The organism is Roseococcus sp. GW821-FHT12F05 (assembly GCF_058806835.1).
Window position 1 is genome coordinate 65342 of the sequence record NZ_JBXAQB010000006.1, and the last position, 24616, is coordinate 89957.

Consider the following 24616-nt stretch of genomic DNA (forward strand, 5'->3'; position numbering starts at 1 on the left):
GAAGCCGACCCGCAGGAGTTTCCAAACGGCCTCTGAGGCTATTACGCTCATGGAAGAACGGCTCTAGCCTCCGGCAGTGTCCGACGTTGCCCCCACCTATAGCCTCTTCACCCCGCGCGAGGTCCGCGGCATCGTCCTCGGCCTGATCCTCTCGCTCTTCCTCTCCTCGCTCGACCAGACCATCGTGGCGACGGCGCTCTCCGCCATCGCCACGGATCTTGGCGGGTGGGAACTGATGCCCTGGGTGGTCTCCGCCTATCTCATCTCCTCTACGGTGACGACGCCGATCTACGGCCGCCTCTCGGATCTCTATGGCCGCAGGCCGGTGATGCTGGCGACCGTCAGCTTCTTCGTCCTCGGCTCGATCCTGGCCGCGCTGGCGCCGACCATGCTAGCCTTGATCGCCGCGCGGGTGGTGCAGGGGCTGGGCGGCGGAGGGATGCGTGCCCTGGCTCTGGCCGTGGTGGGAGACATCCTGCCGCCCAGGGAGCGGGGCAAGGTGCAGGGCTACCTTTCCGGGACCTTCGCCACGGCCAATATCCTCGGGCCGGTGCTGGGGGGCCTGTTCGTCGATACGCTCTCCTGGCACTGGATCTTCTGGGTGAACCTGCCGCTTGGCGCCGCGGCCTTCGGCGCCACCTGGTTCCAGCTCCGCCGGCTGCCCCTGCCGGGCAAGACGCCGAAGATCGACTGGCTGGGGGCGGCGCTGATCCTCTGCGCCTGCACCCCGCCGCTGCTCGGCATCACCTTCGTGCAGCGTGCCGGCTCCTGGGCGGCGCCGGATGCGCTGCTCTGCTTCGGGCTCGGCCTCGTGTTCCTGGTGGCCCTGGTGGCGCGGGAACGGGTGGCGGAGCAGCCCATGCTTCCCCTGCAGCTTTTCGCCAACCGCATCTTCACCGCCGCCATCTGCATGACCGGCCTGGCATCCATGGTGATGATGTCGCTGGTGATCCTGGTGCCGCTGCACTACCAGACCGTCGCCGGTCTCTCCGCCAAGGAAGCGGGCCTGCGGATGATCGCGATGACCATGGGCACGGTCAGCGGCAGCTTCGCCGCCGGGCAGGCCGTCAGCCGGACCGGGCGCTACCGCGCCCTGCTGCTGGGCGGCACGTCGGTGGCGACGGCGATGTGCCTCTTCGTGGCGTGGTTCGGCCTCGGCCATTCCCTGCTGGTGGACTCGCTGGTGACGCTGGCGCTGGGCCTGGCCTTCGGCTGCTGCTTTTCCCCCACCACCATCATCGTCCAGAACGCGCTGCCGGCGCGGGATGGCGGGATCGGCATCTCCTGCATGATGTTCTTCCGCCTGATGGGGGGTGCCTTCGGGGTCGCCTTCCTCTCCTCCCTGCTGCTCGGTGCCTTGCCGGCCGGGGCGAGCGGGGCGGCGGCGGAGCCCGCCTTCGCCAGGGTGTTCGAGGCGGCGGCGGCGATCGCCGCCCTCGCGCTGGTCGCCAGCCTGCTGCTGAAGGAGATTCCGCTGCGCGGGCGGGACTAGAGCCTTTTCCGTTCGCAAGGGCTCACTACAAAGCCTCTAGCTTGTTGTATTAGGAGCTTGATGAGTTCGCACCCGCTCACTCGTCACGATCCAGTCTTTTGTTCCATCACAGGATTCAGGCCTCCGGCGCCTCCGCGCCTTCGGTCATCCCGCTTTAGGCTGAGAAGCATGGCGGCGCCGCGCTGCATGCGGCAAAATGGGCGGATGACTCGTCCGCTTCCAGCCCACGCATGATCTACTGGCTCCGCCATCGGACGGCCTATGACTATGCGCGCACGGTGGACCTCGCCTCCCACCTGCTGCACCTGAAGCCGCGCACCCTGGCCGGGCAGCGCGTGCTCTCGGCGCGGCTCACCTGCCTGCCCGCGCCGGACCATCACACCGAGACGCACGACCATTTCGGCAATGCCGCGACCCGGCTCTTCCTGGTGGCACCGCACACGGCCTTCGAGGTGACGGCGGAATCCCTGGTCGAGGTGGATTTTCCCGCCCCGCCGCCGGCCGCGCAGACCCCGCCCTGGGAGGCGGTCGCGGCCGCCGCCGCGGGCGCCGAGACGGCGGACTTCCTGCTGCCGACGCTCTACATCCCGCTCCTCGCCGACGCCACCGCCTATGCCGCGGCGAGCTTCCCGCCCGGCCGGCCGGTGCTGGAGGGGCTGCTCGACCTCAACGCCCGCATGCGCCGCGACTTCACCTTCCAGGCGGGCGTGACCAGCATCACCACGCCGATCGCCGAGGTGCTGCGGATGCGGCGCGGCGTCTGCCAGGACTTCTCGCAGGTCATGCTCGCGGGGCTGCGGGGCCTCGGCCTGCCGGCGCGCTATGTCTCGGGCTATGTGCGGACGCGGCCGCCGCCGGGCCAGACGCGGCGGCGCGGGGCGGACCAGTCGCATGCCTGGGTCTCGGCCTGGATCGGCGACGAATGGGTGCAGCTCGATCCCACCAACGGCATCGTGGTGCGCGACGAGCATGTGGTGCTGGCCTGGGGCCGGGATTTTTCCGACATCTCGCCGCTGCGGGGCGTGCTGCTGGGCGGCGGTGCGCATCGGCTGGAGGTGAATGTGGATCTGGAGCCGGAGACGGAGCGCGTGGCCTGAGGTTCCCTGGGCGGGGCTTTTGCCCCTCCCACACCCACCCCACCAGAGGCCGAAAGGCCTCTGGAAACCAATAGTTTAAGTATTGGGGTCCCGGGGCATAAAGCCCTGGCGGGTGGAGTTTGAGGAGGGCAGAGCCCTCCTCAAGTCGTTTCATCCGCAACGCAACATACCTGTTCCGAAATGAATAGGTCGCGGGGCCAGCCGTAAGCAGCAGCGTGCTTCACGAGGACCCCCCATGGCCACGATCGACAACATCACCGCTCCCGCCGACATCGACCGGGCCGTGGCGGCCCTGACCCTGGCCTTCAGCACCGATCCTGCCGGGCGCTGGCTCTATGGCGGCGACCCCCATCTCTACCTGGCCCATTTTCCCGCCTTCGTGCGTGCCTTCGGAGGCCGGGCCTTCGAGGCCGGGAGCGCCCGTGCGATCGGGGGCGGCATCGGCGCGGCGCTCTGGCTGCCGCCCGGCATCCATGTCGATGACGAGGAGCTGGGAGCCGTCCTGGGGCGGACGGTCGCGCCCGAGAGGCTGAGCGCCATCGGCGCCGTGTTCGAGCAGATGGCGCGGTATCATCCGGAGGGACCGCACTGGTACCTGCCGCTCATCGGGGTCGACAGCCGGCACCAGGAGCAAGGCCATGGCTCGGCGCTGCTCGAGCATACCTTGCGGCAATGCGACCGGGACCGGACGGCCGCCTATCTGGAAGCCACGAATCCGCGCAACCTCGGCCTCTACGAGCGGCACGGCTTCGAGGTCCTGGGCACGATCGCGGTGGATTCCTCCTGCAGCATCTCACCGATGCTGCGCCTCCCCCGATGACGGCAGATCCGGGGAGCTAGGCTCCGCCCAGCAGCAGCGGCCGGAACGCCTCCGGCCCTGCCAGCATCCCCGCCACGGCGGAGATTCCCGCGTCCACCGCCCGCGCCACCGCCTCCACGCCGCCGCAGCGCTCCAGCGCCGGCCCGGCCGGCTTCAGCCGCAGGGCGGGGTGCGAGCCGGGCTGGCCGGCGATGTTGGTGGTCAGGATGCCGTGGCCCTGCATCAGCAGCATGCCCAGCGCGGCCGTCGCCTCGACGGGCACGATCGGCGGCGTGGCGATCCCCGCCCGCGCGCAGGCCAGCGCCAGCACCTCCTCGGGCGAGACGATCGGGCCGAGGTCGGAGCGCTGAACGGCGTCGCCCAGCCGGATGGCGAGGGCATCGGCGAGGGCAGCCCCCTGTTCCGCCTCGTGCCGCAGATCGTCCGGCGTATAGGCCTCCAGCCCGCGCAGCGTGCCGGCCGCCACCGGCGCGCGGGCCTCCATGCCGATGAGGCTGGCGGTCGCGATGATACCAGCCATCAGCGCCGCGTCGCCCGCCATGATCCCGGCGCGGGGCCCGGGCATGCCGGCCTTGTCGCCGTTGGTGACCACCAGATCGGCGCCGTGCGCGAAGGCGGGCGCGCCGCCGTGCAGCACGGTGCGGATGCGGGCGCCGTAGGCGTCGTCGACCAGAACGGGCAGCCCCGCGCGATGGGCGAGCGCCACGGCCTCCGCGATCTCGGCCTCGGGCATGCGGGCGAGGCTGCTGGTCACGGTGGTGATCGCGACCACGGAGGCCGTCGTCGCCAGCAGCGCCGGCAGGGCTGAGATGCCCTCGATCTCCTCGAAGCCGGCTCCTGCGATCATCGCGCCCCGCCGCAGCGAGGGATGCGAGCGGCTGCCCATCGGCACGACCGAGATCACGCGTCCCTGCGGCGCAAGGGTCAGGATGCTCGCGACCAGCGCCGCGCTGCCGCGGTTGAAGACGAAGCAGGCGGCCTCCGGCGGCGCGGCGAGATGCGCGCGGATGGCTGCCGCCAGCGCCGGGCCATAGAGCGAGGGGCCCACCCACTCCTCGGCCAGGGTGGGGATATCGGCCTCGCGGAGCAGGAAGTCGCGCCGGTTGCCGGTGAAGATGCCGACGCTCTCCATCCCGAGCCGCAGCACGCGCTCCCGGATCAGCGCGACGCCCTGCTGCTGGCGGCGGCTGTCCTTGGTGGCGGAAGCGAGGATGGTCCCGCGGGCGAAGCCGGCCGCGGGGTCGATGGGGTTGCCGAAGCGGTCGTGCGGGGTCATTCGATCTTGATATGCGCGGCGCGGACGAGCTCGCCCCAGCGGGCGAGGTCGGAGCGGATGAGGGCGGAGAAGGCGGCGGGGCCGGTCGCCTGCGGGATCAGCCCCATGGTGGCCATGCGCGGCCGGATCGCGGGATCCTGCACCGCGCCCGCCACCGCCGCGGCGATGCGGTTGACGATGGGCTCGGGCGTGCCGGCGGGGGCCAGCAGCCCCCACCAATGCGCGGCCACGAGGTCGATGCCCTGCTCGCGGAAGGTGGGCGTGTCGGGCAGCTCGGCCATCCGCTCGGTGGTGGCGACGCCGAGCGCGCGGATGGTGTTGTTCTGCAGGAAGGGCGCGGCCGTCAGCATGGTGGTGAAGGCCACCTGCACCTGCCCGGCCGCGAGGTCGGTGATCGAGGGGCCCGAGCCGCGATAGGGCACCTGCACGAGCTTCGTCCCGGTCAGGCGCTGGAACAGCTCGGACATCAGATGCGTGTTGCCGCCGATGCCCGCGAGCGCGATGGAGTACCCGTCCGGCCGGGCGCGCGCGAGCTCGGCGAAGGCCTTGGCGTCGGGCGCCGGCAGGCGCGGATTGGCGAAGAGGATCATCGGCGCCACGCCCACCACCGAGACCGCAGAGAAATCCGCCACGGGGTCGAAGGGCAGGTTCGGCATGAGATGCGGGATGACCGTGTGCGGCAGGTCGACCAGCAGCAGCGTGTAGCCGTCGGGCGCCGAGCGCGCGACGGCCTCGGTGCCGACGACCCCCGTGGCGCCGGCGCGGTTGTCGATGACCACCGACTGGCCCAGCGCCGCCTGGAGGCCGGGCGCCACCAGCCGCGCCGTCACATCCGAGCCGCCGCCGGGCGGGTAGGGCACGATGATGCGGATGGCGCGATTGGGCCAGGGTGCCTCCTGCGCCAGGGCCGGGGATGCCAAAGCGGCCGGTGCCGCGAGCAGTGCGCGGCGGCGGAGAAGATGCGGCATATTGCGGCCCTTCGCTTGTGAACGTGCCATCAGCGTGAACCCAGCAGCCGTTCCCAGCGAGTGAATTCGGCGCGGACGACCGCATCGCTCTCCTCGAGGGTGCCGCCGAGGATGTTGTCGGCGCCGAGCTCCGCGAAGCGGCGCTGCGTCGCCTCGGTGCGCAGTGCGCGCGCGATCGCCTGGCGCAGGGTCTCGCGCACCGCGGGCGGCGTGGACGAGCTGACGAAGACGCCCTGCCAGACGGAGAACTCGTCGTCGACGCCGATCTCGCGCCAGGTCGGGATCTCCGGCGCGAAGCGGCTGCGCCGAGCCGAGGTGACCGCGACCGCCCGCGCGCCGCCGCCGCGGGCCGTCTGGAAGCCGGTGGTGCCGGTGTCGAACTGCAAGGCGATGCGGCCGGCCACGAGGTCGAGCGTGGCGGGCGCACCGCCGCGATAGGGAATCTCGGTCATCGTGGTGCCGGTGGCGCGCAGGAAGAGCAGCGCCGCCATCTGCAGCGTGCCGCCGCCGCCGGTGGTGCCGTAGTCGTACTTGCCGGGGTTGGCGCGGACCAGCGCCACGAACTCCTGCCCGCTGGTGACCGGCAGGTTGTTGGCGACGAGCATCGCCATGGGCGTGTCGATCAGCAGCGTGACGGCCGAGAGCGCCTGCGCGGGATCGAAGGGCGCGTTGGGCGTGAAATGGCGCAGCACGGCGAGGCTGTTGTTGTTCACCAGCATGGTGTGGCCGTCGGGGGGCGCGCGGACCACGACCTCGGAGCCGACCACGCCGCCGCCGCCCGGCCGGTTCTCGACGACCACGGGCTGCGGGAGCAGCGCGCCCATGGCCTCGGCGATGACGCGCGCCGTGACGTCGGTGGCGCCGCCGGCGGCGAAGGGTACGATGATGCGGAGCGGGCGTTCGGGGAAGGATTGCGCAAGGGCGAGGCCCGGCGCGACGAGCGCGAGGAGGAGAACAAGGGGCCAGGCCCATTCGGGGCCGCGATGTCTTGTCATGCGAGGCTCCTTTGCCGTGGTGGAAACGAGGCGCGCAGCGCGGCGGTGGCTGCTGCGTCCAGCGTGCCGGAATCGTCGGTGACGACGCCATAGAGATCGCGCGCGGCGGCTGCCGAGACCTTGCCCTGCCGCACGTCGCGCGCGACCGCCTCCGGGTCGCGCTCGCGCGGATCGCCGTAGCCGCCGCCACCGGGCGTGACGATGCGCAGCAGCGCGCCGTCCGCGAGGCCGTATTCCGAAGCCGTGGAGGGCAGGCGCGGCCCGGGCGCCGCTTTGTCAGGGTCGAGCAGGAAGGCGCCGAGCGTGCCCTCGCCCCCGCCGTCGAGGCCGAGCGCGGGAAAGACCTGGCGCGCGCTGCGCAGCGCCAGCACGGCCTCGGTCGCGGTGATGCGCAGGTCGCGCCGCACGCCGAGGCCGCCGCGGTGCCTGCCGGCGCCGCCGCTGTCCGGGATCAGCTCGTAGCGTTCCACACGCATGGGGAATTCCAGCTCGGTCACCTCGACCGGCAGGTTGGAGGTGTTGGTCATGTGCAGCTGCATGACATCGAGCCCGTCGCCCTTCGCCGTGCCGCCCTGGCCGCCGGCGAAGTTCTCGTAGTCCACGTAGAAGCGCTTCCGGGCCGGATCCGGCCCGGCCAGGATGATGCCCTGGTAGGGGCCGCCCGCCGCCATGGCGAGGCCGGGCGCGGCCTGGCCGAAGCACTGCAGGATGGCGTCGGCCAGGATCATCGAGGTCAGGTTGCGCGAGCCGACGCCGCCCGGCGGGCGCGGGTTCACCACGCTGCCCTCGGGCGCGATCACGCGGATGGCGCGGTAGAGGCCCTCGTTCACGGGCATGGCAGGGTCGATCACGGCCTTGGTACAGAAATACACCGTGGCCATGAGATGCGTGTAGGGAACGTTCTTGCCCGAGGCGATCTGCGGCCCGCAGCGCGAGAAGTCGAAGGTGAGGCCGTTCCGGCACACCATCAGCGTCACGCCGAGGCGCACCGGGCGGTCGCTGATGCCGTCCTCGTCGAGGAAATCCTCGGCCTCGTAGACGCCCTTCGCGAGGACGGAGCCGATGCGGCTGCGCGCCCGGCGCTCGTTGGCGTCGAGCATGGCGGCGATGGCGGCCTCGGTCTCCGCCGTGCCGTAGCGTGCGTAGAGCGCGAGCATGCGCTGCACGCCGCGCGTGTTGGAGGCGATCTGCGCCTTGAGGTCCCCGTCGGAGAAATGCGGCGTGCGCGTGTTGAGCAGAAAGAGCTCCCAGACGTCGCGTCGCGGCACGCCGGCGTCGATGAGCTTCATGGGAGGATAGCGAATACCCTCCTGGAAGATGGAGGTGCTGTCGCCGGCCTCGCTGCCCGGCACGCGGCCGCCGACGTCGGAATGATGCGTGACGGAGGCGGCGAAGGCGACGGGGCGGCCGTCCACGAAGATGGGCGTGGCCAGGGTGCAGTCGTTCAGATGCGTGACGCCGACGATATAGGGGTCGTTGGCAAGGAAGGCGTCGCCGGGCTTCAGCTCGTCGAGCGGGAAGCGCTCCAGGATCGCGGGCACGAGGCGCAGCGTGGAGCCGAGATGGGCCGGCGCATGCGTCGCCAGGGCCAGCGTGCGGCCCTGGAGGTCGACGAGCGCGGTGGAGCAGTCCGCGCGCTCCTTCACATTGGGGGAATAGGCGGTGCGGATGAGGCTCGCGCACATCTCCCAGGCCGCAGCCTCGAGGCCGCTCGCGATGATCTCGGTGCTCGCGGCGGTCATGCGGCCCCGGCTTCGAGCAGGAGGTTCAGCTGCGCGTCCACCGTGCAGGTGAAGCCGGGCGGGACGATGGTGGTGGTGTCCATCTGCTCCACGATGACGGGGCCCTGCAGCACGTCGCCGGCCTGGAATGCGTCGCGCTCGAAGACCGGCGTCGCGACGAAGCCGGTCGCGGGGAAATGCGCGCGGCGCTCGCCGATCGGGAGCGGCGGTCCGAGGCGGTGGGCGAGGGAAGGGGCCGCAGCCTCCGCCTGGCCTGTCGGCAGCATGGCGCGCAGCCGGAAGGTCACGAGCTCGATGGGCTTGTCCGGCTGGTCGTAGCCGTAGAGGCGGCGATGCTCGGCGTCGAAGCCCTGGCGCACGGCGGGGATGATGCCCTCGGCCGTGGGCGCCGCCGGCAGCGGGATCTGCAGCTCGAAGTTCTGGCCCTGGTAGCGCGCGTCCACGACATGCTCCATGGCGAGGCCGGCCAGCTCCTGGCCGCTGCGCGCCAGGATCGCCCGCGCGCGCTCCGCGAGGCCGGCGAGGATCGCCGCCGCGGCTGCGCCGCCGCCGTCCTCGCCGTCGCGGATCAGCCGGGTCTGGCTGAGGTCGACCTGCACGTCCTTGGTCAGCACGCCCATGGCGCAGAGCAGGCCGGGACTGGTCGGCACCAGCACGCGCATGCCGAGCTCGACGGCCACCTCCGCCGCGTGCAGAGGCCCGGCGCCTCCGAAGGCGACGAGCCAGAAATCGCCCGGGTCGAGCCCGCGCTCCACCGAGACATAGCGGATGGCCTGGGCGATGTTGGTGTTGGAGATGGCGATGATCGCGGCGGCCGCCTCCTCGACACCCAGGCCCTTCGGTTCCGCCACGACGCGCCGGATCGCCTCGGCCGCGGCGGAGGCGTCGATCGGCAGCCGCCCCGCCAGCAGGTGCGTGGGATTGAGCCGGCCCAGCACGACATTGGCGTCGGTCACCGTGGGCTCGGTGCCGCCCTTTCGGTAGCAGGCCGGTCCCGGCTTGGCGCCGGCCGAACGCGGCCCCACGCGCAGCAGCCCGCCCGCATCCACCCAGGCCAGGCTGCTGCCGCCGGCGCCCACCGTGTGCACGTCCACCGCGGCGGATCGGATGGGCAGCCCGTCGATCTGGCGCGTCTGCGTGACCTCGGGCCGCATCGCGCGGATGAGGCAGACGTCGGTGGAGGTGCCGCCCATGTCGAAGGTGACGAGGTTCGGCCGGCCCGTCGCGCGGCCCAGATGCAGCGCGCCGCTGACGCCGCCGGAGGGGCCGGAGAGCAGCGTGTCGAGCGGCCGCTCCGCCGCCAGCTCGGTGGAGAAGACGCCGCCGCCGGAGGTCATCACCCAGGGCGGCACGGTGATGCCGAGGCGCTCCACCGCGGCGCGGAAGCCGTTGAGGTAGCGCCGCATCACCGGCATCAGCGCGGCATTGACCACGGTGGAGCTGAGCCGCTCGTACTCGCGGAATTCCGGCAGCAGGTCGGTCGCGACGGTCAGCGCCACGTCGGGCCATTCCGCACGCAGGATCTCCGCCGCGCGGCGCTCGTGCGAGGGATTGGCATAGGCGTGGAGGAAGCAGATGGCGACGCTCTCGCAGCCCGCCGCGCGCAGCGCGCCGATGGCGGCGCGCAGGCCGTCCTCGTCGAGCGGCAGCAGGACGGAGCCGTCGGCCGCCATGCGCTCGCGCACCTCGAAGCGCAGCTCGCGCGGCACCAGCGGCAGGGGGCGGCGCGCGAAGAGGTCGTAGACATGCGGGCGGCGCTGGCGCGCGATCTCCAGCAGGTCCCGGAATCCCCCGGTGGTGATGAGCCCGGTGCGGGCGAGCCGACGCTCCAGCAGCGCGTTGGTGGCGACGGTGGTGCCGAGGCCGACGAAGCCGACCTCGGCCGCGCTGCGCCTGGCGAGCGCCAGGATCTCCCGGATGCCCTGGACCGGGGCGCGGTCGGGGTTCTCGGGCGTGGAGGAGAGCTTGTGCCGCACCGTCGCGCCGGTGGCGCCGTCCGAGAGGAAGACGTCGGTGAAGGTGCCGCCGACGTCGAGACCGATCCTGAGCGCGCCCAAGGTGCCAATGGTGGTGCCGATAGCCTGGAATTCCTTATACTGGCTTCACAACATCGCTATTCATGATTGTCCGGCTGACACTACAAATTGGCGGCGGAAGCTTGTCAACGACGAAGGAAGTGTAACGGATGCGGGACCTGCCCTGGAATGCCTTCTTTGCCGATGGCCTAGCGGCGGCGGATCCGGAGCTGGAGGCGCTGATCGCCGCGCAGCGCGCGCAGAATGCGGCGACGGTGAACCTCGTCGCCTCCGAGACCTATTCGCCGCGCGCTGCGCTGGAGGCCGAGGCCTCGGTGCTGGTGGACAAGAACGCCTCGGGATATCCGCCGCGCCGGGGCTTCGGCGGCGGCGCTGTCATGGATGCCATCGAGGAGCTGGCCTGCGCGCGCGCCCGGGCGCTGTTCGGCGCGGAGCACGCGAACATCCAGGCGCTGTCCTCCACCATCGCCAATGTCGCCGTGCTGCGCGGGCTGCTGCGACCGGGCGAGCGCATCCTGGCCTTCGACCCTGTAGCGGGCGGACATGGCAGCCATGGCTCGATCCGTCACATCTCTGGGCAGGAGCATGAGGTCGCATTCTTCGGCGTGCGCGAGGACGGCGCCGTGGACTACGAGGGCGCAGCGGCGCAGGCCGTCTCGTTCCGGCCGCGGATGATCGTGGCGGGCTCCAGCGCCTATCCCCTGCCGCTGGATTTTTCGCGGCTGGCTGATATCGCGCGGAAGGCGGGGGCGCTGATGTTTGCGGATATCGCGCATGTCTCGGGGCTGATCCTCGCGGGGCTGCACGAGAACCCGGTGCCCTTCTGCGACGTGGTCACCAGCTCGACGCACAAGACCATGTGCGGACCGCGGACGGGCGGGCTGATCCTGTGCCGCGCGACGCATGCGGCGGCGATCGACGCGGCGCTGGCGCCGGGGCTGCAGGCGGCGCCGGGCGGGCACATCATCGCGGCGCGGGCGGCGCTGTTCGGTCTGGTGGCACGGCCGGAGTTCCGCGTGCTGATGGGGCGGGTCGTCGACGGCGCGAAGGCGCTGGCCGAGGGACTCTCGGCGGCGGGCGTCGGGCTCTATGCGGGCGGGACGGCGACGCACATGGTCGTGGCGGAGGTGCCGGGGGCGGATGCCGCGCTGAACGCGGCGCTGTTCCGGCATGGGATCGTGGCGAACACGACGACGTTGCCGGGGCGCATGGGGCTGCGGCTGGGCTCGACGCCGATGGCGATCCGCGGGCTAGACGCGGCGGGCTTCCGCGCGCTGGGGCTCGGGCTGGGCCGCTTCCTTCTCGGCGGGGCGGAGGATGCCGGCTTCGCGGCGGAGATGACGGCCCTGGCGCGGCGGTGCCCTGTCCCCTCCGGCCTCGAATAGTCGCGGTCTGCGGCTCCGGCGATGCCGGCGCCCGCAGCATGGGCGCCGGGATGATCGCGCGCCTCCGCTGGCGCGCCGGGCCCTCCCGCATCAACCCTGCAGCGCGATCCGCCAGCGCAGCGCCGTCCCGCCACCATAGACCGTCGGCCGCTCGAAGGATCCCACCAGCGCGCCGCCGTTGTTCCGGATGACGCAGATCGACGCTTCGTTGTCGGGCTGGCAGGTCAGCTCGACATAAGGCAAGCCCAGCGGCCGCAGCTGCTCCAGCATCATCGCCAGCGCCCGGGTGCCGATCGCCTCGCCGCGCCGCCAGGGCACGACGGCATAGCCGACATGGCCGAGCACATGCGGCAGCAGCTCCACCGTGCCCCCCTGCCAGCGCGCGGCGATGCTGCCGCAGGTGACCTCGCCGTTCCAGATCCAGCGGCGGAAGCCGGGCAGCCTCGGCACCATCGTCCCGTCGGGCAGGGCGACCGGCTCGCCCACGCCCCTGTGATCCTCGAAGCCCGCCAGGACCTCCGCCTCGTTCCGGGCGATCGCCGCGATCTGCTCCGCCGCTTACGCCTCCAGCCTGGGCGGAGCCCAGGGCCCGCAGGTGGAATCACCGGAAGCGTGGATCATGCTCTCAAAACAAGAAGCTGGAGGCTTTGCAGCGAGCTCCTGCGAACGGGGAACGCTTAGCGGCACATCAGCACGGGGACGTCGCTGTTCTCCAGCACGTGCCGCGTGACGCCGCCCAGGATGAGCTGGCGCAGTCGTGAATGGCTGTAGGCGCCCATGCAGAGCAGGTCGGCCCCGAAGTCGCGCACCGCGCCCAGCAGGCCGGCGCCGACATCCTTGGTCATCGGCTTGAACTGCATCGCCTCGGCGCTGATCTCGTGCCAGTGCAGATAGGCCAGGATGCCCTCCACCTTGGGCCCGCGCCGCTGGTACTCGTCGGCGTAGAGGATGCGGCGGGCATCGGCACGGTGCAGCCAGGGCAGGGCGGCGTCGATGGCCGCGGCGGATTCGGCCGAGCCGTTCCAGGCGCAGCAGACCCGCGTGCCGATGGTGACCGGCGCCACGCGCGGCGCGATCAGCACGGGACGGCCGCTGTCGAAGAGCACGGCGTGCAGCGCGTCGGAGCTGGAGACGTCCTCGTCGGCCTCGGGATGCGGCACCACGGCCATGTCGTAGAGGCGCGACTGCTGGGCGACGATGTCCTCCTCGCGGCCCGCGATGGATTCGAAGGAGAGGGTCGGCCCCTCCGACTTCAGCGCGGTCTCTGCCGAGTTGGCGATGGTGATGCCGCCGGCCGTGGCGGCGAAGCGCTCGAAGAGCGCGCGGACGCGGCCGGCGCGGTCGCCGCTCTCGCGCTCGGTGGCGGCCATCATCTCCTCGATCATGGCGCCGGACAGGCCCTCGCCGGCGAGCGGCGCCACGTCGCGCGCATCGACGCGGACATGCAGGCAATGGACATGCGCGTTCCAGATGCGGGCGACGAGCAGCGCGGTGGCGAGCGCGGCTTCCCCGGCGGCGGTCCCCGTCATCGGCAGAAGCAGGCGGCGATAGGCCATGTTGGTGTCCCCCGAACCCGAATGTTCCGGCGCGGTTATGGCGGGCCGGAAGGCAATGAGTCCAGCATCTTGCGTGCGGATGACTCGGCATCGGATGTGGCGTCGACGCGCGTCCAGTCCAAGGGGCCGGCTTCACGTGCGGCCATCATGTCGAGCACTGCGACATCGGCGTCGGAAGCGTCGCCGATACGAGACGCCACGCGCGCGCGCAGAGTGTCGAGCGGCGCTTCCAGCCAGAAGCCGAAGAAATCCGGCCAGGCTTCGGCGATCGCTTCTCGCTCGTGAGGGGCGAGATACGCGCCGTCGGCGACGACGGAGCAGCCGGCATTGAGCGCGACACCAGCGAGTTCACGCAATTCGGCGAAGACGCGCGGGCCTTCGCCGGGATCGTAGGCCTCCTTCGGAAGCCGGACCTCGGGCAGGACGCCGTGGCGGCGCTTGCGGATCTCGTCGCTGCGGAGCTGGACGGCGCCGGGGGAGGGGCCGAGCTCGGGCGCGACCAGCCGTCCGACCGTGGTCTTCCCCGTCCCCGGCAGCCCGCCGATCGCCACCAGGACCGGCCTGGGCGCCGGCTTCAGCCAGTCGAGCGCGGCTGCCAGCAGCGGCGCGGGATCGCCGCCGGACCGCGCCGTCACATGCGCGCGGATGAAGGCGCGCAGGGAGAGCCAGAGCGGCAGTCCCCGCAGCAGCGCCACGTCGCCGGTGCGGGCAAGGTAGCGGTTCAGCACGCGGTTGGCCGGCCCGCGGCCGTGCCGCAGCGCGAGGTCCATCACCAGGAAGGCGAGATCGTAGCCGGTGTCGATGGTGGCCAGCGCCTCGTCGAACTCCAGCGCGTCGAAGGGAGTGGGTCGGCCGTCGAGCAGGCAGAGGTTTCCTAGGTGCAGGTCGCCGTGGCAGCGGCGCAGGAAGCCATGATGCGCGCGCTCGGCCAGCCAGGGCTTCAGCCGTTCGTGGAGCGCCAGCGCGGCCTCCGCCCAGCGCAGCACCTCCGCGCGCGGCAGGCCCGCGGAAAGCCCGGCCTCGCGGTTGCCCGTGATGGTCCGCGTCATGTCGCCGTCGCCCTCGCGCCGGGGCGCGGCCGCGTGCAGCGCCACGACAGCATCGGCCATGGGGTCGAGCAGCGCCGGCTCGCAGGGGCGCTCGGAGAGGAAGGCGTCGGCGGGGAGGCGGCGCATGCGTAGCACCCAGTCCACGGCTTCGCCTTCGCCGCCGAGGCGCAGGCGCCCGTCCGGCCCGCGCGTCAGCTTTTCGACGCCGAGGTAGAGCTGCGGCGCGTGCGGCGCGTTCAGTGCGTGCTCGAACTTCACGAGACGCTCGCGCTCCTCGAGCCGGGTGAAGTCGAGGAAGCCGATATCCACCGCCTTCTTGAGCTTCAGCGCTTCCTCGGGCCCGAGGAAGACGGCCGAGATATGCGTCTCCTTGGGAGGGCCGCCGGTCAGTTTCTCCAGGAAGGCCGCGGCCTCCCGCTGCCCGGCGGGGACCGCCATCAGGGATGCTCTCCGGGGACCGCCATCAGGGATGTTCTCCGGCAACGGCCATCAGGGGTAGAGGGCTTCCTCGCGCCAGCCGGCGCCGTCCGCGAGAAAAACGCGGCGCTCATGCAGGCGGAAGGGCATGTCGCGCCAGAACTCGATGCGGTCCGGCAGGATGCGGAAGCCCGACCAGAATTCCGGTCGCGGGATCGTGCCCACCCCGAACTTCAGCGTGTATTCCGCCACCGCCTTCTCCAGCGCGAAGCGCCCTTCCAGGGGCCGCGACTGGCGCGAGGCCCAGGCGCCGATCCGCGAGCCGCGGGCGCGCGTGGCATAATAGGCGTCGGCCTCCGCATCGGTCACGGCTTCCACGCGGCCCTCGACCCGGATGCTCCGCCGCAGCGACTTCCAGTGGAAGCACAGCGCCGCGAAGGGATTGGCCGCCAGCTGCTCGCCCTTGCGCGATTCGAGGTTGGTGTAGAAGACGAAGCCCCTGTCGTCCTGCCCCTTCAGCAGCACCATGCGCGCCGAGGGCCGCCCCTCCGGCGTCGATGTCGCCAGGCACATGGCATTGGGATCGTTCGGCTCGGACGCCTCCGCCTCGGCGAACCATTCGGCGAAGAGGGCAAGGGGATCATGGGGATCGGGCATGGCGCTTCCTTAGACCGGATCGCCGAAGGCGTGAATCCGATCCGGACATGAGATTAGGATGACACCGGCCAATTCCATCGGCCCCGGACTGCCGGACGGGGCCTTGCCCGGTTGTGGGGCATGTGCCACCACAACTTCCGCCCCCGCCACCTGCTGCGGCTCTGCCCCGCGCCAAGACACGGAACGCTATGAACGAAGACGCCGCCCCCGCCACCCTGCCCACCGGGACGCTGATGCAGGGCCGCCGCGGCCTCATCATGGGCGTGGCGAACGACCGCTCGATCGCCTGGGCCATCGCCCGGGCCTGCGCGGCGCAGGGCGCGGAGATCGCCTTCACCTACCAGGGCGAGGCGCTGGAGAAGCGCGTCCGCCCGCTCGCCGCCAGCATCGGCAGCGAGATCGTCATCCCCTGCGACGTCGCCAGCGACGAGGACCTGGACGCCGCCTTCGGCGCCATCGAGGAGCGCTGGGGCAAGCTCGACTTCTTCGTCCACGCCATCGGCTTCGCGGACAAGCAGTACCTCCGGGGCCGCTTCCTCGACACGCCGCGCGAGGCCTTCCTCCAGGCGCTCGACATCTCCTGCTACTCCTTCGCGGCCGCCGGCCGCCGCGCCGCGGCCCTGATGAGCGAGGGCGGCTCGCTGCTGACGCTGACCTATCTCGGTGCCGAGAAATGGGTGCCGCACTACAATGTCATGGGCATCGCCAAGGCCGCGCTGGAGGCCAGCGTGCGCTACATGGCCGCCGACCTCGGGCCGGACGGCATCCGCGTGAACGCGATCAGCGCGGGGCCCATCAAGACGCTGGCCGCCAGCGGCATCGGGGACTTCCGCTACATCCTGAAGTGGAACCAGTACAACTCGCCCATGCAGCGCAATGTCGGCCTCGACGAGGTTGGCGGCGCGGGGCTGTACCTGCTGTCGCCGCTGAGCACCGGCGTCTCGGGCGAAGTCCATCATGTGGACTGCGGGTATCATATCATAGGGATGAAGAACCCCGAGGCGCCGGATCTCACCATCGACAAGGGATGACAGCGGAGGGCTTCGCTCCCCGCACCCCCACCAGGGGCCTTTGAGCCCCTGGACCCCGCGTAATTTTATGTCGTATGGATACCGGACGGAATGACACGTGCCGGTAACGGTGCTGAACCGGAAGGAAACCCCATGAATCGCCGCAACATCGTCGCCGGGACCGCCGCCGGCGCCCTGGGCGTCGCCGCGCTCGCCGCCCCCGCTCTGGCCCAGGCCATGCCGGAGATCCGCTGGCGCTGCGCATCCTCCTTCCCCAAGTCGCTGGACACCATCTACGGGGCCGGCGAGCACGTCGCGAAGCGCGTCCTGGCCCTGACCGACGGCAAGTTCCAGATCCGCGTCTTCGGCGCCGGCGAGCTGGTCCCCGCGCTGGAAGTGGCCAATGCCGTCACCGGCGGCACGGTCGATTGCGGCCACACCGCCTCCTACTACTTCGTCGGCAAGGACCCGACCTTCACCTTCGACGCCACCTGGCCCTTCGGCTTCAACTTCCGCCAGCTCAACGCCTGGATGGAGCATGGCGGCGGCCGCGACGTGCTGAAGGAATTCTTCGAGCCGATGAACATCGTCTCCATCCCCGCCGGCAACACCGGCGCGCAGATGGGCGGCTGGTTCCGCAAGGAGATCCGCACGCCGGAGGACCTGCGCGGCCTCAAGTTCCGCGTCGGCGGGTTCGCGGGCAACGTGCTCGCCAAGCTCGGCGTCGTGCCGCAGCAGATCGCCGGCGGCGACATCTACCCGGCGCTGGAGCGCGGCACGATCGACGCCGCCGAATGGGTCGGCCCCTATGACGACGAGAAGCTCGGCTTCAACCGCGTCGCGCCCTTCTACTACTACCCCGGCTGGTGGGAGGGCGGCCTGAACCTCTCCTTCTACAGCAACAAGGCGAAGTACGAGGCGCTGCCGACGCTCTACAAGGAAGCGCTGGAAAGCGCCTGCCGCGACGCCACCATCGAGACCATCGCGAAGTACGACACGGTGAACGCGCCCGCGCTGCGCCGGCTGATCGCCGCCGGCACGCAGCTCCGGCCCTTCCCGCGCCCGGTGCTGGAGGCCTGCTACCGCGCCGCCAACGAGCTCTATGCCGAGACCTCGGCCGCGAACCCGATGTTCAAGAAGGTCTACGACCACGCCAAGGCCTTCCGCGACACGACGCTGCCCTGGTTCCGCGTCGCCGAGAACACCTTCGACAGCTTCAACTACCTGATGCAGGCTCAGGAGCAGCAGCGCCGCTGAGAGGAGTGACGATGGGCCCGCTTCTCGGCGTCAGCCATGTGATCGATGTCGTGAACCGGGCCGTCAGCCGGCTGGCGGTCTGGGCCGTGCTGCTGGCCTGCGTGGTCAGCGCCGGCAATGCCGCCGTGCGCTACCTGCTCTCCTACAGCTCCAATGCCTGGCTGGAGGTGCAGTGGTACCTCTTCACCGTCATCGTCATGCTGGGCGCGGGCTACACGCTGCTGCGCAACGAGCATGTCCGGGTCGACCTGGTCTACGGCAACCTGCCGCAGCGGGCGCGGCTCTGGGTGGACGTGTTGGGGCTGATTCTCTTCCTGGGCCCGGCCATGGCGCTGCTGGCCTGGATGACCTGGCCCTTCTTCCTCGACAGCTGGACGCGGCATGAGACCTCGTCCAATGCCGGCGGGCTGCTGCGCTGGCCGGTGAAGCTCATCCTGCCGATCGGCTTCGCGCTGATCTTCCTGCAGGGCGTCTCCGAGCTCATCAAGCGCGTCGCGGCGCTGATCGGGGCGCCGACCGACGAGGTCGAGCTGGTCGCCGAATACGTCAGGCCCGAGCAATAGGACGGCGCCCCGAATGACCCTTGAGCTCATGCCGCCGATCATGTTCGGCGGGCTGGTCGTCTTCCTGCTGATCGGCTTCCCGGTCGCCTTCTCGCTGGCCGCGACAGGGCTCTTCTTCGGCTTCCTCTCCATCGAGATGGGCTTTTTCACCTCGGCCTATCTGGGGAACCTGCCGCTGCGGATCTTCGGCATCATGTCGAACGACCTGCTGCTTTCGATTCCGTTCTTCACCCTGATGGGCGCGGTGCTGGAACGCTGCGGCCTAGCCGAGGATCTGCTGGAGGGCACCGGCCAGCTCTTCGGCAAGGTGCCGGGCGGGCTGGCCTTCGCGGTCATCCTGGTGGGCGCGGTGCTCGGCGCCATCACCGGCACCGTCGCCGCCTCGGTCATCGCCATGGGCATGATCTCGCTGCCGATCATGATGCGCTACGGCTACGACATGCGGATCGCGACCGGCGTGATCGCGGCCTCGGGCACGATCACCCAGGTCATTCCGCCGTCCCTGGTGCTGATCATCCTGGGCGACCAGCTGGGACGCTCGGTCGGCGACATGTATGCCGGCGCGATCGGCCCCTCGATCCTGCAGATCCTGCTCTTCATGGCCTTCATCGCGGGTGTCGCGATCTTCGCGCCGCACAAGGTGCCGCCGCTGCCGCCCGAGGCGCTGACGCAGCGCGGCTGGTCGCTGATCTGGCGCGTGGCCAAGGGCATGGTGCCCTCGATCGTGCTGATTTTTCTCGTGCTCGGCACGATCTTCCTGGGCCTGGCCACCCCGACCGAGGCGGGCGCGATGGGCGCGGTCGGTGCCATCGGCCTGGCCGCCATCAACGGCCGCTTCACCTGGTCGCTGCTCTACCAGGCGATGGAGAGCACCATGCGGATCACCGCCATGGTGATCTTCATCCTGGTGGGCTCCACGGTGTTCAGCCTTGTCTTCCAGGGCGTGGACGGCGGGCTGTGGATCGAGCATCTGCTCTCGCACATCCCCGCGGGTCAGGTGGGCTTCCTGATCTTCGTGAACATCTTCATCTTCTTCCTGGCCTTCTTCCTCGACTTCTTCGAGATCGTCTTCATCGTGATCCCGCTGCTGGCGCCGGTGGCGGCCAAGCTGGACATCGATCTCGTGTGGTTCGGCGTGCTGCTCTGCGTGAACATGCAGACGAGCTTCATGCACCCGCCCTTCGGCTTCGCGCTCTTCTACCTGCGCGGCATCGCTCCGAAGGAGGTGCGGTCGAGCGACATCTACTGGGGCGCGATCCCCTGGGTGCTGCTGCAGCTGATCCTGGTCGCGGTCGTGATCTTCTGGCCGCAGAGCGTGACCTACTGGCTCGACCGCGGCACCGGCGTCGATCCGTCGACGGTGCGGATCGAGGTGCCGATGCCGGACATGGGCGAGGAGGAAGCGGCGCCGCCGACCTTCTGAGCGGCGCCTGTCGAAGGGGGCCTTGCCCCCGAAGGCGTTACCGCATCGGCGGCGAGAACATCATCCCGCCCTGGTTCCACAGCGCGTTCAGCCCGCGCGGCAGCCGCACCGCGCTGTTGGCGCCGAGGTGCCGGTCGTAGATCTCGCCGTAGTTCCCGACAGCCTTGATCGCATTGTAGATCCAGCGCCGGTCCATCCCCAGGGCCGGCCCCAGGTCGCCCGTCTGGCCCAGCAGCCGCCGGATCGCCGGACGCGGGCTGTTCAGCATCTCATCCACATTGGCCTGGGTGACGCCCAGCTCCTCCGCCTCGATGAGCCCGTAGGCGACCCATTTCACAATGTCGAACCACTGGTCGTCGCCATGGCGCACCGCGGCGGCATAGGGTTCCTTGCTGATGCGGTCCGGCAGCAGCGTGTAGGCCGCGGGATTGGGGAAGGCGGCGCGGATGGCGGCGAGCTGCGAGGAATCGCCCGTGAAGCTGTCGCAGCGCCCGGCCTCGAAGGCGCGGCGCGCCTCGTCCTTGTCGGCGAAGATCACCGGCGTGAAGCGGATGTTCCCGGCGCGCGACCAGTCCTGCAGGTTCAGCTCGTGCGTGCTGGCCGAGGTGAAGCAGATCGAGGCGCCATTCAGCTGGTCGGCCCGCGTCACCCCGCTGTCGGAGCGCACGAGGAAACCCTGGCCGTCATAGAAGTTCGGCGCGGCGAAGTTGAGGCCGTTGGTGACGTCGCGCAGGTAGGTCACGGTCGTGGTGCGGCTGAGCAGGTCGATCTGGCCGGTGGAGAGCGTCGGGAAGCGGTTCTGGCCGGTGAGCGGGTGCCAGGCGACGCGGCGCGCATCGCCCAGCACGGCGGCGGCCACGGCGCGGCAGAAATCGGCGTCCATGCCCTGCCACTCGCCGCGGCTGTCGGGCTGGGACCAGGCGGGGTCGCCGGTGGAGATGCCGCAAGCCACCTGGCCGCGGGCGCGCACGGTCGTGAGCGTCGGGCCGGTCGAGACGGCGTTCTGGGCCTGGGCGGTTGAGGCGAGGAGCAGCAGGGCTGCGGCGAGGCGCTTGAGCATGAGGGGCGTCCTGAGGGGCCGGGGGCACCCTTTCCTGGACCATCGGGCGGCGCGATCATAGCCCTGACGGCCACGCTTTCATTCGCCCCGGCGCGGGCCCTGCCCGTATAGGAAGCACAGCTGCAGGAAGCATAGGGCGCTTGGCCCGAGGGAGAATGCCATGGGTATCATTGCGGTGCTTGTCGTCGGCGCCATCGCCGGCTGGCTTGCGGGGCTGGCGGTCAAGGGCGCGGGCTTCGGTCTGCTCGGCAATATCCTGGTCGGCATCATCGGCGCCTTCGTGGCGGGCTACTTCTTTCCCGGGCTGGCGATCGGGCTCGGCGGCGGGATCATCGGCGTCATCCTGGCCTCGGCCGCGGGCGCGGTGGTGCTTCTGGTCGTGGTGGGGCTGATCCGCCGCATTGTGTGAGCGCAATGCCGCCGCAAGGCCTCCAGCAGGGTTAAGGCGGGACAAGAAGGAGTCCCGCCATGTGGAACCGCATTCCGATGATCGCCCTGGCCTGCGCCATGGGCCTGCCCGCCACCGCGACCTGGGCGGCCGACAAGGCCAGCAATGTCGCGGTCCGATTCTCGCCCGGGGCGACGGCCGCCTCGTTCAACGGCCGCGTCCGGGGCAACGACACCGTGGACTACCGTCTGAACGCGCAGGCGGGGCAGGCGATGACCGTCCGCTTCCGGCCGGGCAGCAACCATGTCGAATACGTGGTCCTGCCGCCGGGCAGCGACACGCCGATCCATGACAGCCAGGCGGCCGGCAACGAGTTCACCGGCACGCTGCAGGCGAGCGGCACCTATATCGTGCGGGTCTTTCTCGCCCGCGGCGCGCCCCGCCGGAATGCGGGCGCGGGCTACACCATCGCCTTCGGCATCGACGGGCGCGGCGCGCGGGTGGCCGAGGGGCCGCCGCCCGGCCCGCCGGCCCGGCAGGATTCCACCGATCGCGGGCCGCCGGGACGTCCGGACGCGCGGCAGGTCGCCGGGCTGGCGCGGGGCGACGTGCTGACCGTCCGCACCGGGCCGTCCTATTCCTCGCGGACCGTGCTGCGCTTCCCCGAGGGCGCCATGCTGCGCAGCTTCGGCTGCCAGGAGGTGGCGGGCGCGACCTGGTGCAGCGTCGCCCCGGCCGATGCGCAGCGCCCCGTGGGCTGGGCCTCGGCGCGCTACCTGCGCGAGGTCGCGGCGCCGGCGCGTGACGCCCGGGTGCCCGGCACGCCCTATCAGGCGACGGGGCAGGTGGATTGCCGCTTCCAGGGCCAGCCGCCGGTGACCTGCCCCTTCGGCGTGCGCCGCCACGGCCCGCAGACGGCGACGGTGGACATCACCCTGCCGAGCGGCCAGCGCCGCTCGCTGGTCTTCCGCAGCGGCCAGGTCTCGACCGAGGGGCGCGAGCCCGTCGTCGCCAGCCGCGAGGGCGACAACATGGTCGTCACGGTGGACGGCAGCGAGCGCTACGTGATCCCGGATCTCGTGATCCGGGGAGACTGACCAAGACAGCCGTTGGCACCACTGGTGTTAGGGTCCAGGGCGAAAAGCCCTGGCGGGTGGAGTTTGAGGAGGGCAGAGCCCTCCTCAAATCAGTGGGTTCAGGCCGCTTTCGCCTCGCGGCGGTACCTGGTCAGCAGGAACTCGGTGTAGCCGTTCGGCTGTGCTGCGCCCTCGAGCACCAGCGCCGCCGCGGCCTGGAAGGCGACGCCCGAGAAGTCGGGCGCCATCGGCGTATAGGCCGCGTCGTCCTTGTTCTGCTTGTCCACGACGGCGGCCATGCGGCGCAGCGTCTCCATCACCTGGTCCTGGGTGACGATGCCGTGGCGCAGCCAGTTGGCGATGTGCTGCGCCGAGATGCGCAGCGTCGCGCGGTCCTCCATGAGGCCGACATTGTTGATGTCCGGCACCTTGGAGCAGCCGACGCCCTGGTCCACCCAACGGACCACGTAGCCGAGGATGCCTTGCGCGTTGTTGTCGAGCTCGGCCTGCAGGTCCTGCGCGGGCCAGTTGGTCTGCGTCGCGACCGGCACGGTCAGCAGGTCGGTGAGCTCGGCGCGGCGGCCGCCCTCGGCGATCTCCGCCTGGCGCGCGGCCACGTCCACCTGGTGGTAGTGCAGCGCGTGCAGCGTGGCGGCGGTGGGCGAGGGGACCCAGGCGGTGTTCGCGCCGGCCTTGGGATGGCCGACCTTCTGCTCCAGCATCGCCGCCATGGCGTCGGGCATGGCCCACATGCCCTTGCCGATCTGCGCCTTGCCGCGCAGCCCGCAGAGCAGGCCGATATCCACGTTCCAGTCCTCATAGGCCTTGATCCAGGCCGTGCCGCGCATGTCGTTCTTGCGGATCATGGCGCCGGCTTCCATCGAGGTGTGGATCTCGTCGCCGGTGCGGTCCAGGAAGCCCGTGTTGATGAAGGCCACGCGCTCCGCGGCCTCCTTGATGCAGGCCTTGAGGTTGACGGTGGTGCGCCGTTCCTCGTCCATGATGCCCATCTTGAGCGTGTTGGGCGCGAGGCCGAGCAGATTCTCGACGCGGCCGAAGAGCTCCACCGCCCAGGCCACTTCCTCGGGCCCATGCATCTTGGGCTTCACGATGTAGACACTGCCGGCGCGGCTGTTCAGCCGCTTGCCGTTGATGTCGTGCATCGCGATCAGGCTGGTGACCGCGGCGTCCAGGATGGTCTCCGGAATCTCCGCGCCGTCGAGCGTCGCGGCATCGGTCATCATGTGGTGGCCGACGTTGCGCACCAGCATCACGGAACGGCCGGGCAGGGTGAGCGTGCCGCCGTCCGGCGCGGTGTAGGTCCGGTCCTCGTTGAGCCGGCGCGTGATGGTCTTGCCGCCCTTCTCCAGATCGGCGCTGAGGTCGCCCTTCATGAGGCCGAGCCAGTTGCGGTAGACATCCACCTTGTCCGCGGCATCCACGGCCGCGACGCTGTCCTCGCAATCCTGGATGGTGGTGAGCGCGGCCTCCATCACGAGGTCCGAGACGCCGGCCGCATCGGTCTTGCCGATCTCGCTGGCGCGGTCGATGTGCAGCTCCAGGTGCAGGCCGTTGTGGCGGAAGAGCAGCACGGAGGGCGAGCCGGCCTCGCCGACGAAGCCCACAAACTGGTCCGGCCGCTTCAGCGGCACCGAGCCGCCGCCCTGCAGCGCCACGTCCAGCGCGCCCGACTTGATCGTGTACTTCAGCGCCTCGGCATGGCCCGCGCCCATCAGCGGCACGGCCTGGTCGAGCACCTTGCGCGCGAAGGCGATGACCTTGCCGCCGCGCGTCGGGTTGTAGCCACGGCCGCGCTCGGCGCCGTCGGCCTCGGGGATAGCGTCCGTGCCGTAGAGCGCGTCGTAGAGGCTGCCCCAGCGCGCATTGGCGGCGTTCAGCGCATAGCGCGCGTTGCTCACGGGCACCACGAGCTGCGGGCCGGCGATGCCGCCGAACTCAGGATCGGTGTTGGCGGTGGTGATGGCGAAGTCCGCGGGCTCGGGAACCAGATAGCCGATCTCGCGGAGGAAGGCCTCGTAGGCGGGAACGTCGATGGGCTTGGCGGGATTCTCGCGGTGCCAGGCGTCGATCTTCGCCTGGAGGTCGTCGCGCCCGGCCAGCAGCGCCGCATTGCGGGGCGCGAGGTCGCGCAGGATGGATTCGAAGCCGGCCCAGAAGGCGGCGGCGTCCAGGCCCGTGCCGGGCAGCGCCTCGGTCTCGATGAAGCTCTTCAGTGGTTCGGCGACATTCAGGCTCATCGGGGCGCTCCGTGGGACGTCTTTCCGGAGGAGGCTTAACCGGCAATCCCCTGGCGGGAAAGGGGCGGCCGGCTTGCCGAATTCAGCGGTT

The 24616-nt window shown here is 70.7% G+C and carries 21 protein-coding genes; 10 read left to right on the forward strand and 11 right to left on the reverse strand.

Features of this window, described 5'->3' with window-relative positions:
- Positions 1–76 precede the first annotated feature (76 nt).
- The 3 genes from AC1ROY_RS16600 to AC1ROY_RS16610 all read left to right on the forward strand — a co-directional run bounded on the left by AC1ROY_RS16600 (position 77) and on the right by AC1ROY_RS16610 (position 3409).
- Entirely contained in the window at positions 77–1492 is a 1416-nt protein-coding gene (locus tag AC1ROY_RS16600) for an MDR family MFS transporter (RefSeq protein ID WP_493149965.1), read from the forward strand.
- A gap of 230 nt (positions 1493–1722) precedes the next feature.
- Positions 1723–2589, forward strand: coding sequence for a transglutaminase family protein (locus AC1ROY_RS16605; protein ID WP_493149966.1), 867 nt, complete (start codon positions 1723–1725; stop codon positions 2587–2589).
- Between the two features lie 235 nt (positions 2590–2824).
- A complete protein-coding gene (locus tag AC1ROY_RS16610; RefSeq protein WP_493149967.1) occupies positions 2825–3409 on the forward strand; it encodes a GNAT family N-acetyltransferase in 585 nt (194 codons plus the stop codon).
- A gap of 16 nt (positions 3410–3425) precedes the next feature.
- On the opposite strand, the gene AC1ROY_RS16615 is transcribed toward AC1ROY_RS16610, so the two are convergent.
- The 5 genes from AC1ROY_RS16615 to AC1ROY_RS16635 are packed head-to-tail and all read right to left on the reverse strand — an operon-like array spanning position 3426 to position 10447.
- Positions 3426–4685, reverse strand: a complete 1260-nt coding sequence (locus AC1ROY_RS16615) for an aminotransferase class I/II-fold pyridoxal phosphate-dependent enzyme (protein WP_493149968.1) — start codon at positions 4683–4685, stop codon at positions 3426–3428.
- Positions 4682–5653 (reverse strand): tripartite tricarboxylate transporter substrate binding protein, encoded by a 972-nt coding sequence (locus tag AC1ROY_RS16620; protein WP_493149969.1) that lies wholly within the window; start codon positions 5651–5653, stop codon positions 4682–4684. The genes AC1ROY_RS16615 and AC1ROY_RS16620 overlap by 4 nt, the downstream gene beginning before the upstream one ends.
- Before the next feature lie 29 nt (positions 5654–5682).
- Positions 5683–6648, reverse strand: a complete 966-nt coding sequence (locus AC1ROY_RS16625) for a Bug family tripartite tricarboxylate transporter substrate binding protein (RefSeq protein ID WP_493149970.1) — start codon at positions 6646–6648, stop codon at positions 5683–5685.
- On the reverse strand, positions 6645–8390 hold the full coding sequence (locus AC1ROY_RS16630) for a hydantoinase B/oxoprolinase family protein (RefSeq protein ID WP_493149971.1): 1746 nt from the start codon (positions 8388–8390) through the stop codon (positions 6645–6647). Before AC1ROY_RS16630 ends, AC1ROY_RS16625 begins: the two co-directional genes overlap by 4 nt.
- A complete protein-coding gene (locus AC1ROY_RS16635; protein ID WP_493149972.1) occupies positions 8387–10447 on the reverse strand; it encodes a hydantoinase/oxoprolinase family protein in 2061 nt (686 codons plus the stop codon). The genes AC1ROY_RS16630 and AC1ROY_RS16635 overlap by 4 nt, the downstream gene beginning before the upstream one ends.
- A gap of 128 nt (positions 10448–10575) precedes the next feature.
- On the opposite strand from AC1ROY_RS16635, the gene glyA reads away from it, so the two are divergent.
- Positions 10576–11811 carry a serine hydroxymethyltransferase gene (gene glyA / locus AC1ROY_RS16640; protein WP_493149973.1) on the forward strand — a complete coding sequence of 412 codons (1236 nt, stop codon included), beginning with the start codon at positions 10576–10578 and terminating at the stop codon, positions 11809–11811.
- A gap of 90 nt (positions 11812–11901) precedes the next feature.
- On the opposite strand, the gene AC1ROY_RS16645 is transcribed toward glyA, so the two are convergent.
- From AC1ROY_RS16645 to pdxH, 4 genes are all read right to left on the reverse strand, one after another.
- Positions 11902–12297, reverse strand: coding sequence for a GNAT family N-acetyltransferase (locus AC1ROY_RS16645; protein WP_493149974.1), 396 nt, complete (start codon positions 12295–12297; stop codon positions 11902–11904).
- A gap of 191 nt (positions 12298–12488) precedes the next feature.
- Positions 12489–13367, reverse strand: a complete 879-nt coding sequence (locus tag AC1ROY_RS16650) for a universal stress protein (RefSeq protein WP_493149975.1) — start codon at positions 13365–13367, stop codon at positions 12489–12491.
- Positions 13368–13402: 35 nt separating this feature from the next.
- The gene (locus AC1ROY_RS16655) at positions 13403–14854 is read right to left on the reverse strand and encodes a bifunctional aminoglycoside phosphotransferase/ATP-binding protein (protein ID WP_493149976.1); all 1452 of its coding nucleotides are present in this window, start codon (positions 14852–14854) and stop codon (positions 13403–13405) included.
- A gap of 51 nt (positions 14855–14905) precedes the next feature.
- Positions 14906–15490, reverse strand: coding sequence for a pyridoxamine 5'-phosphate oxidase (pdxH, locus tag AC1ROY_RS16660; protein WP_493149977.1), 585 nt, complete (start codon positions 15488–15490; stop codon positions 14906–14908).
- Between the two features lie 188 nt (positions 15491–15678).
- Here pdxH and fabI point away from each other — a divergent pair, with 188 nt between their 5' ends.
- The 4 genes from fabI (at position 15679) to AC1ROY_RS16680 (ending at position 19743) form a co-directional block, all read left to right on the forward strand.
- Complete coding sequence (gene fabI, locus AC1ROY_RS16665; protein WP_493149978.1) at positions 15679–16521, forward strand: enoyl-ACP reductase FabI; 843 nt, start codon at positions 15679–15681, stop codon at positions 16519–16521.
- 132 nt (positions 16522–16653) lie between these two features.
- Positions 16654–17757: a TRAP transporter substrate-binding protein gene (locus AC1ROY_RS16670; RefSeq protein ID WP_493149979.1), complete on the forward strand. Its 1104-nt coding sequence runs from the start codon at positions 16654–16656 to the stop codon at positions 17755–17757.
- An 11-nt stretch (positions 17758–17768) separates the two neighbouring features.
- Positions 17769–18320: a TRAP transporter small permease subunit gene (locus AC1ROY_RS16675; RefSeq protein WP_493149980.1), complete on the forward strand. Its 552-nt coding sequence runs from the start codon at positions 17769–17771 to the stop codon at positions 18318–18320.
- Between the two features lie 13 nt (positions 18321–18333).
- Positions 18334–19743 (forward strand): TRAP transporter large permease, encoded by a 1410-nt coding sequence (locus AC1ROY_RS16680; protein WP_493149981.1) that lies wholly within the window; start codon positions 18334–18336, stop codon positions 19741–19743.
- Positions 19744–19780: 37 nt separating this feature from the next.
- Here AC1ROY_RS16680 and AC1ROY_RS16685 read toward each other — a convergent pair whose 3' ends face one another.
- The gene (locus AC1ROY_RS16685; RefSeq protein WP_493149982.1) at positions 19781–20803 is read right to left on the reverse strand and encodes an amino acid ABC transporter substrate-binding protein; all 1023 of its coding nucleotides are present in this window, start codon (positions 20801–20803) and stop codon (positions 19781–19783) included.
- 160 nt (positions 20804–20963) lie between these two features.
- Between AC1ROY_RS16685 and AC1ROY_RS16690 the strand changes: the two genes are divergently transcribed.
- Positions 20964–21212 carry a GlsB/YeaQ/YmgE family stress response membrane protein gene (locus AC1ROY_RS16690; RefSeq protein WP_493149983.1) on the forward strand — a complete coding sequence of 83 codons (249 nt, stop codon included), beginning with the start codon at positions 20964–20966 and terminating at the stop codon, positions 21210–21212.
- A gap of 59 nt (positions 21213–21271) precedes the next feature.
- Positions 21272–22288, forward strand: coding sequence for an SH3 domain-containing protein (locus AC1ROY_RS16695; protein ID WP_493149984.1), 1017 nt, complete (start codon positions 21272–21274; stop codon positions 22286–22288).
- 98 nt (positions 22289–22386) lie between these two features.
- Here AC1ROY_RS16695 and AC1ROY_RS16700 read toward each other — a convergent pair whose 3' ends face one another.
- On the reverse strand, positions 22387–24525 hold the full coding sequence (locus AC1ROY_RS16700; protein ID WP_493149985.1) for a malate synthase G: 2139 nt from the start codon (positions 24523–24525) through the stop codon (positions 22387–22389).
- Between the last annotated feature and the right edge of the window lie 91 nt (positions 24526–24616).